The 14,700-nt window shown below is 67.9% G+C and carries 18 protein-coding genes; 14 read left to right on the top strand and 4 right to left on the bottom strand.

All coding sequences use genetic code 11. The annotated features are described in order from the left end of the window. Positions 1-25: 25 nt before the first annotated feature. The gene (locus tag CQ042_RS00700) at positions 26-1,735 is read right to left on the bottom strand and encodes a glycerol-3-phosphate dehydrogenase/oxidase (RefSeq protein ID WP_105668317.1); all 1,710 of its coding nucleotides are present in this window, start codon (positions 1,733-1,735) and stop codon (positions 26-28) included. A 103-nt stretch (positions 1,736-1,838) separates the two neighbouring features. Here CQ042_RS00700 and CQ042_RS00695 point away from each other — a divergent pair, with 103 nt between their 5' ends. Further along, positions 1,839-2,810, top strand: a complete 972-nt coding sequence (locus CQ042_RS00695; protein ID WP_105668316.1) for a sugar-binding transcriptional regulator — start codon at positions 1,839-1,841, stop codon at positions 2,808-2,810. Positions 2,811-2,847: 37 nt separating this feature from the next. Here CQ042_RS00695 and CQ042_RS00690 read toward each other — a convergent pair whose 3' ends face one another. Then, on the bottom strand, positions 2,848-3,999 hold the full coding sequence (locus CQ042_RS00690) for a glutamate--cysteine ligase (protein WP_105668315.1): 1,152 nt from the start codon (positions 3,997-3,999) through the stop codon (positions 2,848-2,850). A 209-nt stretch (positions 4,000-4,208) separates the two neighbouring features. Between CQ042_RS00690 and rpsP the strand changes: the two genes are divergently transcribed. Genes rpsP through trmD form a run of 4 tightly spaced genes read left to right on the top strand, consistent with a single transcriptional unit; the run spans position 4,209 to position 6,220 of the window. Continuing rightward, the gene (gene rpsP, locus CQ042_RS00685; protein WP_105668314.1) at positions 4,209-4,643 is read left to right on the top strand and encodes a 30S ribosomal protein S16; all 435 of its coding nucleotides are present in this window, start codon (positions 4,209-4,211) and stop codon (positions 4,641-4,643) included. 6 nt (positions 4,644-4,649) lie between these two features. After that, positions 4,650-4,880 carry an RNA-binding protein gene (locus CQ042_RS00680; protein ID WP_017830729.1) on the top strand — a complete coding sequence of 77 codons (231 nt, stop codon included), beginning with the start codon at positions 4,650-4,652 and terminating at the stop codon, positions 4,878-4,880. After that, the gene (gene rimM / locus CQ042_RS00675; RefSeq protein ID WP_105668313.1) at positions 4,864-5,481 is read left to right on the top strand and encodes a ribosome maturation factor RimM; all 618 of its coding nucleotides are present in this window, start codon (positions 4,864-4,866) and stop codon (positions 5,479-5,481) included. Before CQ042_RS00680 ends, rimM begins: the two co-directional genes overlap by 17 nt. 19 nt (positions 5,482-5,500) lie before the next feature. Next, positions 5,501-6,220 carry a tRNA (guanosine(37)-N1)-methyltransferase TrmD gene (trmD, locus tag CQ042_RS00670; RefSeq protein WP_105668312.1) on the top strand — a complete coding sequence of 240 codons (720 nt, stop codon included), beginning with the start codon at positions 5,501-5,503 and terminating at the stop codon, positions 6,218-6,220. 36 nt (positions 6,221-6,256) lie between these two features. On the opposite strand, the gene CQ042_RS00665 is transcribed toward trmD, so the two are convergent. Beyond that, positions 6,257-6,850, bottom strand: a complete 594-nt coding sequence (locus CQ042_RS00665) for a histidine phosphatase family protein (RefSeq protein WP_258131889.1) — start codon at positions 6,848-6,850, stop codon at positions 6,257-6,259. Between the two features lie 63 nt (positions 6,851-6,913). Between CQ042_RS00665 and CQ042_RS00660 the strand changes: the two genes are divergently transcribed. Next, entirely contained in the window at positions 6,914-7,651 is a 738-nt protein-coding gene (locus tag CQ042_RS00660; RefSeq protein ID WP_105668311.1) for a class I SAM-dependent methyltransferase, read from the top strand. Positions 7,652-7,679: 28 nt separating this feature from the next. Here CQ042_RS00660 and map read toward each other — a convergent pair whose 3' ends face one another. Further along, positions 7,680-8,462: a type I methionyl aminopeptidase gene (map, locus tag CQ042_RS00655; RefSeq protein ID WP_105668310.1), complete on the bottom strand. Its 783-nt coding sequence runs from the start codon at positions 8,460-8,462 to the stop codon at positions 7,680-7,682. Between the two features lie 109 nt (positions 8,463-8,571). Here map and CQ042_RS00650 point away from each other — a divergent pair, with 109 nt between their 5' ends. The 8 genes from CQ042_RS00650 to dprA all read left to right on the top strand — a co-directional run bounded on the left by CQ042_RS00650 (position 8,572) and on the right by dprA (position 14,680). Next, a complete protein-coding gene (locus CQ042_RS00650) occupies positions 8,572-9,060 on the top strand; it encodes an MFS transporter permease (RefSeq protein ID WP_105668309.1) in 489 nt (162 codons plus the stop codon). A 168-nt stretch (positions 9,061-9,228) separates the two neighbouring features. Next, complete coding sequence (gene rplS / locus CQ042_RS00645; protein WP_017830722.1) at positions 9,229-9,576, top strand: 50S ribosomal protein L19; 348 nt, start codon at positions 9,229-9,231, stop codon at positions 9,574-9,576. A 117-nt stretch (positions 9,577-9,693) separates the two neighbouring features. Continuing rightward, positions 9,694-10,419: a signal peptidase I gene (gene lepB, locus CQ042_RS00640; protein WP_105668308.1), complete on the top strand. Its 726-nt coding sequence runs from the start codon at positions 9,694-9,696 to the stop codon at positions 10,417-10,419. Beyond that, positions 10,416-11,075: a ribonuclease HII gene (locus CQ042_RS00635; RefSeq protein WP_105668307.1), complete on the top strand. Its 660-nt coding sequence runs from the start codon at positions 10,416-10,418 to the stop codon at positions 11,073-11,075. The genes lepB and CQ042_RS00635 overlap by 4 nt, the downstream gene beginning before the upstream one ends. Before the next feature lie 72 nt (positions 11,076-11,147). Further along, the gene (locus CQ042_RS00630) at positions 11,148-11,474 is read left to right on the top strand and encodes a DUF2469 family protein (protein WP_017204525.1); all 327 of its coding nucleotides are present in this window, start codon (positions 11,148-11,150) and stop codon (positions 11,472-11,474) included. Positions 11,475-11,601: 127 nt separating this feature from the next. Continuing rightward, positions 11,602-11,964, top strand: coding sequence for a YraN family protein (locus CQ042_RS00625; protein ID WP_105668306.1), 363 nt, complete (start codon positions 11,602-11,604; stop codon positions 11,962-11,964). Next, on the top strand, positions 11,961-13,487 hold the full coding sequence (locus CQ042_RS00620; protein WP_105668305.1) for a YifB family Mg chelatase-like AAA ATPase: 1,527 nt from the start codon (positions 11,961-11,963) through the stop codon (positions 13,485-13,487). The genes CQ042_RS00625 and CQ042_RS00620 overlap by 4 nt, the downstream gene beginning before the upstream one ends. Beyond that, the gene (gene dprA, locus CQ042_RS00615; RefSeq protein WP_105668304.1) at positions 13,484-14,680 is read left to right on the top strand and encodes a DNA-processing protein DprA; all 1,197 of its coding nucleotides are present in this window, start codon (positions 13,484-13,486) and stop codon (positions 14,678-14,680) included. Before CQ042_RS00620 ends, dprA begins: the two co-directional genes overlap by 4 nt. Positions 14,681-14,700 lie beyond the last annotated feature (20 nt).

The raw sequence follows: 14,700 nt of genomic DNA, 5'->3' as shown, positions 1-14,700 counted from the left end.
AGGAGGGCGGCTGTCCGAGATCCTGTCAGCCGCGGGTGCGGGACGGGATGTCGAGTCCGTGTCTTTCGTTCAACAGTTGGCGGGTCTGCTCGAGCTCCGCATCGTGGCGCGAGCGGTCCCAGCCGAGCATGGGCGCGAGGGCGTCGGCGATCTCGTCGAGGACCTCGGCGTTCGCGCCGCCGGTGAAGGCGATGCTGGTCCGGCGGAGGACGACGTCCTCCAGGCGCGTGACCATCTCGTTCTGCACCATCCAGTCGAGCTCGCGCGTCGAGAGGTCGCCGCCGGCGAGTGGAGCATCCGCTCCCTGCTCGACGTAGTCCCAGACCTGCGCGGCGCGCGTCCCGTAGCGGGTGAGCAGCCGTTCCGCGCGGACGCCGGCACCGGGGAGATTCTCCTGGATCCAGATGCGCTTGGCCTTCTCGGTGCGGGGGAACTCCCGCCCGCCGCCGATCGCACGTCCGGCCGTGGAGACGGTTCTGGTGCGATCGATGAGGCCGAGCACGATGTCGGAGAGGGATTCGCCGAGTGCGCGGAACGTCGTCCACTTGCCGCCGACGAGGCTGACCAGGGGGACAGCGCCCTGGTCGTCGACCTCGATGCGGTAGTCGCGGGACACGAAACCGGGAGCCGTGTCCTCGTGGCGCGGGAGCGGACGGATACCCGAGAACTTGTACACGATCTGGTCGCGTGCGACGGCGATGGTCGGGAACACGTGGTGGATCAGATCGAAGAAGTAGTCGACCTCCTCCTCCGTGCACACCGGGACCTCGCGCGGGTCGGCGTCGATGTCGGTGGTGCCGACGAGAACGCGACCCTTGAGCGGGTAGATGAGCACGATGCGGCCGTCGGAGTGCTCGAAGAAGATCTCACGACCTTGCGTCGCCTCGAGCAGCTCAGGGTGGTCGAGCACGATGTGCGACCCCTTGGTGCCGCCCATGAAGCGGCTGTCGGTGCCCAGTGCGTCGTTGGTGAGGTCGGTCCAGGGGCCGGAGGCGTTGACGACGACGTCGGACTGCACCGAGAACTCCGTCCCGCTCTCGCGATCGCGGAGCACGACCTTGTCGCCGTCGCGTGCGATGGCCTCGACGTAGTTGAGTGCGTGTGCACCGGGGTGCGCCGCGCGTCCGTCCTGGAGGACGTCGAGCGCGAGCCGCTCCGGATCGTGCATCGAGGCGTCGTAATACGTCGCGGTGTACTTGATCTTCGGGTCGAGCGACGGCAGCTCCGCGAGCGACTTCTTGCGTCCGAGGAACCGGTGCCGGGGAACGGTGCCGCCGTCACGCGAGAAGGTGTCGTAGATCGTCAGGCCGACCTTGATGAGGAACGCGCCACGCTCCTGGGGCTTGCCGCTCTTGTGCGTGAGGAATCGCAGGGGAGCGGACAGGATGCCCGAGAAGGTCGAGTAGATCGGGATCGTCGTCTGCAGCGGCTTGACGTAGTGCGGGGCGATCTTGAGCAGACCGTTGCGCTCTTCGACGGACTCGCGCACGAGGCGGAACTCGCCGTTCTCGAGATAGCGGATGCCGCCGTGGATCATGTGGCTCGACGCGGAGGAAGCGCCGGAAGCGAAGTCGCCGCGCTCGACGAGCAGCACGTCGACCCCTTGGAGTGCCAGGTCACGGAACGTGGAGATCCCGTTGATCCCGCCGCCGATGACGAGGACGCTCGTGCGTCCGGATTCGCGGACGGCGCGAACTTCTGCGCGCTCCGCTGACGAGTGTGTCGAATCGATCATCGTCGACCCTCTCTTCCTTACTTGCCAACCAGCATCGACCTGTGTGGCATCCCGCGCAAGCCCACTGCACATATGTGCAAGGATCGAGGATGAGGAGGTCGTCATGGCCGGGACAAGCGCGGAATCGCGCGACAGCAAGCTGATCGCCGCGCTCACGGCCGCGCAGCTCTACTACATGCAGGACAAGACGATGGAGGTCATCGCTCAGGAGCTCGGTACCTCACGGTCCTCCGTCTCCCGTCTGCTGAGCTTCGCCAGGGAGAGCGGGCTGGTCGACATCCGGATCAACTCGCCCCTCGAACGGCTCGGCATGCTCGAACAGCGCATCCGCGACCGCCATCGAGTCGCGGCGCACGTCGTGCCGATGCCCGAGATCCTCAGCGAGGTGGAGCGCCTGGAGCGGGTCGCCCTCACTGCCGGACGCCTGTTGTCGCAGTTCGTCGACTCGAACATGGTGATCGGGGTGGCGTGGGGGTCGACCATCAGCGCGGTCAGTCGCGGGCTCACGCAGAAGGAGACCCACAACACGACGTTCGTGCAGCTCAACGGGGCGGGCAACACGCAGACCACGGGGGTGGAGTACTCCAGCGACATCCTGCAGCGGTTCGGCAGCGCCTTCGGCGCGCAGGTACAGCAGTTCCCGGTTCCCGCGTTCTTCGACGACCCGGCGACACGTGAAGCGATGTGGCGCGAGCGGAGCACTCGTCGCGTGCTCGACCTGCAGGCGAAGATGGACGTCGCGGTCTTCAGTCTGGGATCCCCCGCAGCCGAGGTGCCCAGTCGCGTGTACGTCGGCGGCTACCTGGGACGCGACGACTACCGCAGCCTCCGCGAGGACCATGCGATCGGCGACGTCGCGACGGTGTTCTTCCGGTTGGACGGCTCGTGGAGGGACATCCGCGTCAACGCCAGGGCGACTGGCCCCGGCCTCGATCGTCTCCGGCGGGTCCCGCGTCGGATCTGCGTCGTCTCCGGCATCCCGAAGCTCGTCAGTCTTCGCGCCGCACTGGCCGCAGGTCTCATCACCGATGTCGTGCTGGACGAGGGCCTCGCCAGGCGCCTGGTCGAGGACTGAGTGCTCCGCAGCGCGAGGGGCGTCCGCCCGGAGGGGGCTACGCGCCGTCGGTGGAAGACTCGGGGCCGGACCGGAACTCGCGGATCAGATGCTGCACGACGGCCGTGAGGTCGCCGCCGGTGGCATTGGCGAGCACGAGCTGACGCTCATAGCTCGCTCCGTGCTCCAGCGTGGCGGCGTTGTTGCCGAACTCTCTGATGCAGCCGAGCTCGACGGCGACCGGCGCGAGCTGTTCGAGGATCTCGGCGAGATGCTCGCGGACCGGTCGCTGGGTTCCCGCGGCGTCGACGATGACGCGCGCGTCCAGTCCGTACCGCGCCGCACGCCACTTGTTCTCGCGGTGGAACCATGCCGGCAGTTCGGGGAGCTTCCGGCCCTCGTCGAGCTGGCGGGAGAAGTGCTCCACCAGCACCTGGACGAGGGCGGCGACCGAGGCCAGCTCGGGCAGTGTCGAGAGCCCGTCGCATGCGCGCACCTCGATGGTGCCCCAGCGGGGTGCGGGGCGGATGTCCCAGCGCACCTCTGTGGCGTCGGCCATCACCCCGGTTCGGACCATGTCGTCGAGGTACGCCTCGTACTCGGACCAGTCGTGCAGCGGCCAGGGGAGGCCGGCCGTGGGCAGCTGCTGGAAGACGAGAGCGCGGTTAGAGGCGTATCCCGTGCGCTCACCCGCCCAGAACGGACTCGAGGCGGACAGAGCCTGCAGGTGCGGCAGGTAGGCGGAGAGCGCGTTGATGATCGGGAAGACCTTGCGGTGGTCCTCCACGCCGACGTGCACGTGGATCCCCCAGATCATCATGTTGCGCCCCCACCACTGGGTGCGTTCGATCAGCGTGTGGTAACGCGACTTGTCCGTGACCTGCTGGTCGTACCACTGGGCGAACGGATGACTTCCCGCCGACAGCAGCTCGATCCCCGCCGGATCCGTCGCGGAACGCACCGCTGTGATGGCATTGGCGATGTCGTCGACGGCGTGCGCCACCGAATCGCCGATGCCGCTCGTGACCTCGATCGTGTTCGTGAGCAGTTCGCCCGTGACCGTGTGCCGCTCATCGGCGCTCTCGGCTTCGAGCGCGGCGAGCAGTTCGGGAGCGCGTCCGACGAGGTCACCGCTCGCGGGATCCGCGAGCATGATCTCCCATTCGAGGCCGACGGTGGACCGGGCCGAGGAGGCGAACTCGAGCTTCACCCGCACAGTCTGGCATGCGCGCACCGCGACACGGCAACAGGCGTTTCGCCGCGTTTCGCGCGCGGCCCGCGTATCTGGCAGAATAGAGGGTCGGACGGCTGCTCGACCCTCTATCCAGCTTTCGTCCGCACTCATTTGAGCTTCCGCCGGGTGTGCACCCCACTCTCCAGGCGATCAGTTCGTTTCCTTCCACACAATTCAGGAGAATCGTGGCTGTCAAGATTCGTCTCAAGCGCCTGGGCAAGATCCGTGCGCCGTACTACCGCATCGTCGTCGCCGACTCGAAGACCAAGCGCGATGGTCGCGTGATCGAGGAGATCGGCAAGTACCACCCCACCGAGGAGCCCTCGTTCATCGAGGTCGACTCCGAGCGTGCGCAGTACTGGCTCTCCGTCGGCGCGCAGCCGACCGAGCAGGTCGCCGCCATCCTCAAGATCACGGGCGACTGGGGCAAGTTCAAGGGCGACGCTGACGCGAAGTCCACGCTGAAGGTCAAGGAGCCCAAGGTTCCCTTCGAGATCGACGGCTCCAAGAAGTCCGTCGTCAAGCCCAAGGTCGAGAAGAAGGTGGAGGCTCCCGCTGAGGAGGCTCCCGCCGCGGCCGACGCGGAGGCCGCTGAGGCTCCCGCAGCAGACGCAGAGTAATCCGTCGTGCTCGCCGCCGCGCTCGAACACATCGTCAAGGGGATCGTCGATCACCCGGAAGATGTCCGCATCAACGAATCCACGTCGCCGCGAGGCGACCTCCTCGAGGTGCGTGTGCACCCCGATGACCGTGGACGCGTGATCGGGCGCGGCGGCCGCACCGCGAAGGCCCTTCGCACCCTCGTCAGCGCCCTCGCTGACGGGCGTCGGGTCCGCGTCGATGTCGCGGACGACTGACGTGGTGTCGAAGGACCGCAACCAGGGCAAGAACCAGCTGCGTGTCGGACGCCTCGTCAAGGCGCACGGGCTCAAGGGCGGACTCAAGCTCGAGCTCTACACCGACAACCCCGAGGGACGCTTCACTCCCGGTGCCGGTTTCACGTTGCAGGTGCCGGAGGCATCTCCGTGGCACGGCAAGGAGATCACGGTCCGCGAGTATCGGGTGATGAACGGCAACCCCGTCGTCTTCTTCGACGACGTCGAAGACCGTGACGCCGCCGACAGCCTCGTCAGGGCGATCCTGTGGATCGATCAGGATGCCGACGAGGTCGAGGACGACGCGTGGTTCGACCACCAGCTGGTCGGTCTCGACGTCGTCCGCGACGACGCCGTCATCGGCCGTGTCGTGCGCGTCGAGCACTTCCCCGCGCAGGACCTTCTCATCGTGAAGGCCGGGGAGAACGAGGTCATGGTGCCGTTCGTCGCGGCCATCGTGCCGACCGTCGACGTCGCTGCTGGACGCGTGATCGTCACCCCGCCGCCCGGCCTCTTCGAGGAGCTTCCGGATGCCGCGGACGCCGAGTCGCCGTCGGGCTCGGACGCCGAAGCGTCCGAGTGAGCGCTGATACGGTTCCCCCGTGCGCATCGACGTCCTCTCCATCTTCCCGTCCTATTTCGACGGTCTGACCCTCTCCCTTCTCGGGAAGGCTCAGGACGCAGGCCTCATCGACCTCCGCGTCCGCGACCTCAGGGACTGGGCGTTCGATCGCCACCGCACGGTGGACGACACGCCCTACGGCGGTGGCGCCGGCATGGTGATGAAACCCGAGCCCTGGGGGCTGGCCCTCGACGAGGTGGCCGGGTCCGCGCCGGCACCGGATGCCGAGCGTCCGACCATCATCTTCCCGTCACCCGCCGGTGAGGTCTTCACGCAGAAGACCGCCCGCCAGCTCGCGACGCGCGAGCACCTCGTCTTCGGATGCGGTCGCTACGAGGGGATCGACGAGCGCGTTTTCGAGTACGCGGCCGACCTCGGAGAAGTGCGACTGATCAGCCTCGGGGACTACGTCCTCAATGGGGGAGAGGTCGCCACCATGGCGATGATCGAGGCCATCGGCCGCCTCATCCCCGGCGTCGTCGGCAACCCGGAGAGCCTCGTCGAGGAGTCCCACGAGGACGGTCTGCTCGAGTATCCGTCCTACACGAAGCCCGCGTCCTGGCGGGAACGCGCGGTGCCCGAGATCCTGCTCAGCGGAAATCACGGCGCGATCGCCGCCTGGCGGCGGGAGCAGCAGCTCGTGCGCACGCGAGCCCGCCGACCCGATCTCCTGGCAGACGACGAGGCCCCGTCGCGCTGACGGTGATCGGCTTCGTCCCCGACCTTCTCCGCCCCCTCAGAGCATCCGCTCCGAGGTCCGGTCGATCTCGAAGACCACGCCGTGGGGATGCCGCAGGCCCAGCGCGTTCGACGCGTCGAGCCCCCGCATCTCCGCGCGCAGCATCCGTCCGATCATCTCGTGGCTCACGAGCAGCGGCACGCCGTCGGAAGCCCATCCGCAGCTGCTGAGTGCCTTCCTCGCGCGCGCCCTCGCCTGGGCGTAGCTCTCACCGCCGGGAAACGCCCAGCCGTACCGGTTGGCGGCGCGCTCTTCTCTGGCCATCGGGTAGGCGACGTCGATCTCCTCCCACGTCATCCCCGCCAGTTCGCCGTGATCGAGCTCCGCGAGCTCGGGGACCTCGATCACCTCGGCGCCGAGCCGGTCGGCGATGATGACCGCCGTCTGCAGCGCTCGCCCGAGGGGGCTCGCGCACACGGTGAGGACACCGGCATCCGCGAGCCGCTCAGCGATCGCCCTGGCCTGAGCGACACCTTCCTCCGTGAGGGGAGAGTCGAGCTGACCTTGCAGGCGGTGCTCGGCGTTCCAGACCGTCTGCCCGTGCCGGGCCAGGAGCAGACGCTCCGGCACGTGACGATCCTGCGGAATCATGGACTCAGAATGGCATACGCGGGGCCGCGCGGGCTCGTCGGGGCACGCTGATAGCGTCGAGACATGTCCGGACACGCTTTGGCCCGTTCCTTCGAGAGCATCGGGGATGACTACGACAGATACCGTCCTGGGTTCCCGGAGGCGTCGGCATCGGCGATCGTCCCGAGCGTGGTCGACGCGGTCTTGGACCTCGGCGCCGGTACCGGGAAGTTCACGGAACGGCTCGTCGGTCGAGCGCGTCGTACCTATGCCGTCGAACCATCCGAGCGCATGCTGCAGGTGCTGCGATCCAAGCTCCCTGGCGTGGAAGCCCTGATCGGCACGGCCGAGTGCATACCGGTCGCGGAGGCATCGATGGATGTCGTCACGGTCGCCCAGGCGTTCCACTGGTTCGAGCGCGAGACCGCATCGGCCGAGATCTCACGCGTCCTTGTCCCCGGAGGAACCCTCGGCCTGTTGTGGAATCACTCGGATCCGATGTGCGTCTGGGATCGGGCCTGCCATCGCATCGCTCATCCTGCCGTGGGCGATGAGGACCTCACGACCGACAGTGCGGACAGCGAGCTCCCCGGCTTCGTGCTGGTCCGCCGCGAAGAGCTGCACTGGACCGAGCCCATCACGCGGGAGCACTATCTTCGCCGGTGGTCGACGGTGAGCAGCCTGCTCATCGCCGATGATGCGACGCGCACCAGGATGCTCGGCGAGATCGGGCAGGTGCTGGACGAAGCCGTGGAAACGCGTGGACGTGAGGAATTCGACCTTCCGCAGGTCACGGAGGTCTACGTCTACCGCCGCATCTGACGCCGCCCTCGCGTCGTGAGGATGGTCGTCAGTCGACGCCGAGGAAGGAACGGTCGGTCAGGATGATCGGTCCGTCTTCGGTGATCGCGATGGTGTGCTCGGAATGCGCGCCACGGGATCCGTCAGCGCTGCGCAGCGTCCAGCCGTCCGGATCCGTCACCAGCTCGTCGGTCGTCGCGAGGAACCAGGGCTCGAGCGCCAGAACCAGGCCGGCGCGCAGGGGGAAGCCGCGGCCCGCGCGACCGTCATTCGGGACATGGGGATCGCCGTGCATCGTGCGACCGACGCCGTGCCCACCGAAATCGGTGTTGATCGAGTACCCCTCGCCGTGGGCGATGGCGGCGACGGCCGCGGAGATGTCGCCGATGCGATTGCCGACCGTGGACGTCTCGATCGCGGCGGAGAGCGCGCGCTCCGTCGTGTCGATCAATCGCAGGTCTTCTTCGCGGGCGGTGCCGACGACGAACGAGACGGCCGAGTCGGCGACCCAGCCGTCGACCGACACGGCGAAGTCGAGGGTGACGAGATCGCCGTCCCGAAGCGTGTGGTCGTGGGGGAGCCCATGCAGCACCGCGTCGTTGACCGACGTGCAGATCACCTTGCCGAACGGGCTCGCACCGAACGACGGGTGGTAGTCGATGTAGCACGACTCGGCGCCGGCCTTGCGGATCATGTCGTGTGCGCGGCGATCGATCGAGAGGAGATTGGTCCCGACCTTGGTCTCGTCGCGCAGCGTCGCCAGTGTCTCGGCGACGAAACGTCCTGCGGCGCGCATCTCGTCGATCTCGGCAGGGGTGCGCAGTTCGATCATCGGTTGTCCTCTCGTCCTTCCCATTCTCCCTGATCGCGAGGGTCCGGATCCCCGAGCGCTCTCAGCGAACACCGGGGCCGGAGTGGGACCGGCGTCGTACGATCTGAGCATGTGGTTGCGACAGGCCTTCTTCCGCTGGCTCCTCCCGGCGGCTTTCCTGCTGCCGCTGTGGCTGCTGATCGGGTGGGGAGTCTTCCAGGGTGGCTGGTCCATCCTCTGGGTGTTGCTGATCGCGATGCCCTCTGTCTTCCTCGGGCAGCTGCTGCTCACGCTTCTGACGCGCTCCCGTCCCTCCGTGCGGATCGAACGGGCCGTGTCCTGGTGGGACGTAGCGGGATTCACGGTCTGGAACGGACTCACCATCGCCGTCGGATTCTTCATCGACGGGGCGTTCCCGTGGCTGCTCACCGGCGCGATCATCGCCGGCATCGGTCTCATCTGGTTGCAGCTGTGGCAGCTGTGGAACGAGGCGAAGGGGAGCGGCGCGAGGCTGCGCGAGACCATCACCTGGTCCACCATCCCCACCGCCGAGGAGCAGGCGCCGCCGACCCGGGCGCATGAGGTCATCGTGGTGCGGGAGACCGACCTCCGCGATTGAGGCCGCGTTTTGGTCGGGCACCGCTTCCATGGCAGAATGGTTCCTTGTGCTGTGACCGGCTCTGCCACAGGGGAGCCCGCGGATGCATCAGCTCCGTACAGTTCACTCCTTTTCTTGTTCCTTTGAAAACATGCATGCGACCTGTGGCGGGTGCAGAGAGAGACGATCATGCAGATCCTCGACGCCGTCGACGCGGCTTCCCTTCGTTCGGACATCCCGGACTTCTTCCCCGGTGACACCGTCAAGGTGCACGTCAACATCACCGAGGGCAGCCGCTCTCGTATCCAGGTCTTCCAGGGCGTCGTCATCGGCCGCCAGGGCGACAGCGTGCGCGAGACCTTCACCGTCCGCAAGATCAGCTTCCAGGTCGGCGTCGAGCGTACCTTCCCGGTGCACTCCCCGGTGATCGACCACATCGAGGTCGTCACGCGCGGTGACGTGCGCCGCGCCAAGCTCTACTACCTCCGCCAGCTCCGTGGCAAGAAGGCGAAGATCAAGGAGAAGCGCGACCGCTGAGTCGCAGCAACTCCACAGCACCCCGGGACACGATGTCCCGGGGTGCTTTGTTCTGTGCCCGGTGTGCGAACCTAGATACCGTCGCCGCACGACGGTGCATGATCGTGAAGGAACCTGATGACCGACTCTCCGTCCGCGCCCACGTCCAGACGTCGCCGCGGGTTCCTCGTGTTCCTCCGCGACGTGCTGGTGATCATCGTGATCGCGGCACTCGTGTCGTTCGTCGTGAAGAGTTTCGTCGTGCGATCCTTCTACATCCCGTCGGCGTCGATGGAGCGCACACTGCTCGTCAAGGACCGCATCCTGGTCGATGAGCTCACACCGCGGTGGACGCCCTACGAGCGCGGCGATGTCGTGGTCTTCAAGGATCCGGGCGGGTGGCTCGAAGGCATTCCGCAGGCGCCGCCGCAGCCGCCGCTGGTGGAGGCCGTCGACTGGGTGCTGAACTTCGTCGGCATCTCCGCGACGGATTCTCAGGACCACCTGGTCAAGCGCGTGATCGGTCTGCCCGGCGACCACGTGGTCTGCTGCAATGCGCTCGGCCAGATCACCATCAACGGCGCGCCCATCGACGAACTCAGCTACCTCAATCTTCCGGAGGGGGACACGGCGGCGTCGAACGAGCCCTTCGATGTCGTGGTCCCCGACGGGGCGGTGTGGCTGCTGGGTGACAACCGCGATCGTTCACGCGACGCCCGCGCTCATCAGGATCTGCCGAGCGGCGGTTTCGTGCCGATCGAGAACATCGTGGGCAAGGCCTTCCTGACCACGTGGCCCTTGGATCGCGTCGGACCCATCGACGGTCATCACGAGATCTTCAACGGCGTGCCGGCGGCAGAATGACCGTCGTCACGCCGCGGCTGACCCTGGAGCGCAGACTCCTGGGTGAGTGCGGCCTGATCATCTCCCTGGACGAGGTCGGACGCGGCGCTCTCGCCGGGCCGGTCGCCGTCGGTGCCGCCGTGATGGATGCCGCCGGCGCCCGTCGTCGCGTGCCGGAGGGACTGCGCGATTCCAAACTCGTGACCGAGAAGCGTCGCCCTGAGGTGGCTGCCCGTGCGGCCGCCTGGGTCCAGGCTTCCGCTGTCGGGTGGGCGAGCGCGACGGAGGTCGACGAGGTCGGCATCATGCGGGCTCTCGGTCTCGCCGCATCGCGAGCGGTGCAGGCTGTCGCCGACCAGGGGGCCGACGTCGGAGAGGCTCTGGTCCTCCTCGACGGCAACCACGACTATGTCTCGAAGGTGCACCCCGTGCCGCTCCGCGTGCGCCCGGTGATCAAGGCGGACCGGGACTGCGCCTCGGTGTCCGCGGCCTCGGTGATCGCGAAGGTGGCGCGCGACGGCTACATGGCCGAGCTTCACGAGAGCCATCCCGCGTATCAGTGGAACAGGAACAAGGGCTACGCCAGTTCGGAGCATCGCGACGCCATCCGGAACTTCGGGCTCTCCCCGTTCCATCGGGCGTCCTGGGCGATCGCGGACGTCCCGACCCTGTTCTGAGCCACCCGACCGAGGGGATCCGCGAACGGGGATGCCGCGTGGTCGGGCGCGCGACTCTAGGATGGACACATCATGGATGAGGAAGCCTTCGACGATTACGACCGCGAACTCGAGCTGGCACTGTTCCGGGAGTACCGGGATGTGGTGTCGCAGTTCCAGTACGTCGTCGAGACCGAGCGTCGGTTCTACCTGGCGAACGAGGTCAACGTCGTCCGTCGCGACACCGAGCACGATTTCTACTTCGAGATCTCGATGAGCGACGTGTGGGTCTGGGACATCTACCGTGCCGACCGTTTCGTGAAGGCCGTGCGCGTGCTCACGTTCAAGGATGTCAACGTCGAAGAACTCCAGCGCCGCGAGTTCGAGCTCCCGCAGGAGCTCTCGCTCGACGGCGAGTGACGACGTCGTCGCCCAGCGGAAGCGCCCGATTCTGCACAAGGGTTCGCTGAACTGACTTCTCCCCGATGACCGTGCTGGCAGTGTGATCTCGCGCTGTGCGACGAGGACGACACGTGATGCTGAGCACATGGCATCCAAGGATGAACTCGGCAGAGCAGGGGAAGAGCGCGCTGCGCAGCACCTGACGGGCAATGGATACACCGTGCTCGCCAGGAACTGGCGGTGTGCCCAGGGTGAGATCGACATCGTCGCCGCACGCGGCGATCATCTCGCGGTGGTCGAGGTGAAGACGCGTCGGACCGCCGCGTTCGGGCACCCGTTCGAGGCGATCGATCATCGTAAGCGCCGTCGGCTCTGGCGGCTCGCGCAGGCCTGGGTCGCCCAGAACCCCGAAACCGCGCGTGGCCGCATCCTGCGACTCGACGCGATCGGGATCATCGGCGATGATCCGTTCCGCGGCTCGCTCGAGCATCTCGTGGACATCGCGTGAGCACCGCGCGCACCTGGGCGGTCGCGCTCACCGGCGTGGACGGGCATCTCGTCGAGGTCGAGGCGGACATGTCGAATCAGACGCCCGAGTTCCGGATCATCGGGCTCCCGGACAAGTCACTGGGCGAGGCCGTGCAGCGGGTGCACAACGCCTGCAAGAACGCCGGTCTGGACCTTCCACGGCGACGACTCACGGTCAACCTTTCGCCCGCGAGCCTCCCCAAGCACGGCGCCGGGTTCGACCTCGGTGTGGCCGTCGCCTCTCTCGCGGCAGGCGGTTCGATCGATCCGCGTTCGATCACCGCCACGGTGCACATCGGTGAGCTCGGGCTCGATGGTCGGATCCGCCCCGTTCCGGGGGTTCTTCCCGCGGTGTTCGCCGCCGTGCGTGCGGGATTCGGGTCGGTGATCGTCCCGCGCGCGAACGAAGCGGAAGCGCGGCTGGTACCCGGCATCGAGGTGCGTGCGGCAGCGTCGCTGGCGGAGGTGGCGGTCTGGCACGGTGCCGATGTCGAGGCACCCGACGTGACGACCGTCGATGTGGCGACAGCGGCCCCCCGCAACCAGGACGCGCTCGATCTGTCGGATGTCGTGGGGCAGGAAGAAGCCGTCGAAGCGCTCGTCGTGGCGGCAGCAGGCGGGCACCACATGCTCCTGAGCGGCCCACCGGGAGCGGGGAAGACGATGCTCGCGCGCAGATTGCCGGGGATCATGCCGCCGCTCGACGAGCAGGAGGCGCTCGAGGTCGCGTCCGTCCGCTCCCTCAGCGGGGAACCCGTCGCCGTGCTCGACCGGCTTCCTCCGCTGGAGGCACCGCACCACAGCGCCTCCGTCGCGGCACTCATCGGCGGCGGATCGCGCGTGGCGAGGCCCGGCGCGATCGCGAGGGCACATCGCGGCGTGCTGTTCCTCGACGAAGCGGCCGAGTTCTCGCGGGTGGCGCTCGACGCGCTGCGGCAGCCGTTGGAATCGGGGATGATCGAGGTGCACCGTGCGGGGTTCACGGCGAGCTTTCCCGCCAGGTTCCAGCTGCTGCTGGCGATGAATCCCTGCCCGTGCGGGAACCACGGGGTCCGGGGTGCCGAGTGCGTGTGTCCGCCGATGTCGATCCGGCGGTACTCCACTCGGCTGTCGGGGCCCCTCCGAGATCGCATCGACATCGATCTGCAGGTGAGCCGCGTGACCGCTTCGAGGGCGACGGGGCAGGCGTCGGCGACGACGACGGCCATGGCGCGTGAACGCGTCGCGGCGGCGCGTGCGAGGGCGGCCTCCCGTTGGCGGAGCACGCGCTGGCGACGCAATGTCGATGTTCCGGGCACCTGGTTGCGTCAGGGGTCCTTCCGCCTGCCGGCCGAGACGCGTTCGCCGCTCGACCGTGCGTTGGAGCGCGGCGCGCTCACGCTGAGAGGGTACGACCGCGTTCTCCGGGTCGCGTGGACGATGGCCGATCTGGCCGAGCGGGAGGTACCGGGCATCGAGGAGATCGGTCGAGCCCTGCATTTGCGGAGGGGCCTGCCCGGATGATCGAATCCCTGCTCGCCGATTGCGAGATCGCGGCCGCCGTCCGCCGCGTCCATCCCGGGCCGGAGATCGCCGAGTGCGTCGCTCGGGCAGCCTGGTCCGTGATCGCCGAGCCCGGCGACTCGGTGGCCGGCGCGCTGATCGAAGCGCTCGGAGCGGTCGATGCGCTCGCGCTGGCCGTGGGCGATTCCGCCTCGTTGGTTCCCCCTGGTGGCGCGACCGCGGACGCATCGCGCGCACTCGCGGAGGGCCGGGCCCGGTGGAGACCCCGCGCTCGGGCGCAGGCCGTGGGTGACGCGCTACGCGGGGCTCACCACGTGCGAGCACGGCTCGTCATCCCCGGCGACGAGCACTGGCCGAGGAGCCTCGACGATCTCGGCCCCAGCGCTCCGTTCGCACTCTGGGTGCGAGGCCGCGCGGATCTACTCCACAGGGAACCCCGTCTATCGATCGTGGGGGCACGGGCTTCCAGCGGGTACGGCGAGCATATGGCTGCGGAACTCGCCGGTGACCTCGCTGCGACGGGTGCGGTGATCGTGTCCGGCGGCGCCTACGGCATCGACGGCGTTGCGCATCGTGCCGCCCTCGGCGTCCAGGGTGCGACCGTCGCCTTCCTCGCCGGAGGTGTCGACCGCGCGTACCCGGTCGGGCACCAGGAGCTTCTTCGACAGATCGCCGAGGAAGGGGCGTTGGTGAGTGAGCCGCCGTGCGGCACGGCTCCGACGAAATGGCGGTTCCTCGCGAGGAACCGCCTCATCGCCGCACTCGGTCAGGCGACCGTGGTCGTCGAGGCCGGATGGCGCAGCGGATCCCTCAACACGGCCGGCCACGCGGCGACGCTCGGACGGCCCCTCGGCGCCGTGCCGGGGCCGGTCACGTCGGCGTCATCCGCAGGTTGTCATCGTCTTCTGCGCGAGTACGACGCGCAGTGCGTCACATCTGCGCCCGAGGTGAGGGAGATGCTCGGAACCGTGGACGGCCACCAGGAGTTCGGACCGGCGGAGAGCGATCCGAATCGCACGAGAGTCCTCGATGCCATGAGCACGAGGACACGTCTGCCGATAGACGAGATCGCGCGCCGCGCGGGTCTGTCAGCGGATCGGGTCAGGTCGCTGCTCGGGCTGCTGCATCTGGAAGGCGATGTCGCCCTCGACGAGGCCGGGTGGCGCCGAGCCCCGCAGACAAGGTCGACATGAATCCGCCCCGCCGCGCAGAG

Source organism: Microbacterium sp. MYb62, assembly GCF_002979475.1.
Taxonomy (GTDB): Bacteria; Actinomycetota; Actinomycetes; order Actinomycetales; family Microbacteriaceae; genus Microbacterium.
This window is presented reverse-complemented; position numbering and strand designations above follow the sequence as displayed.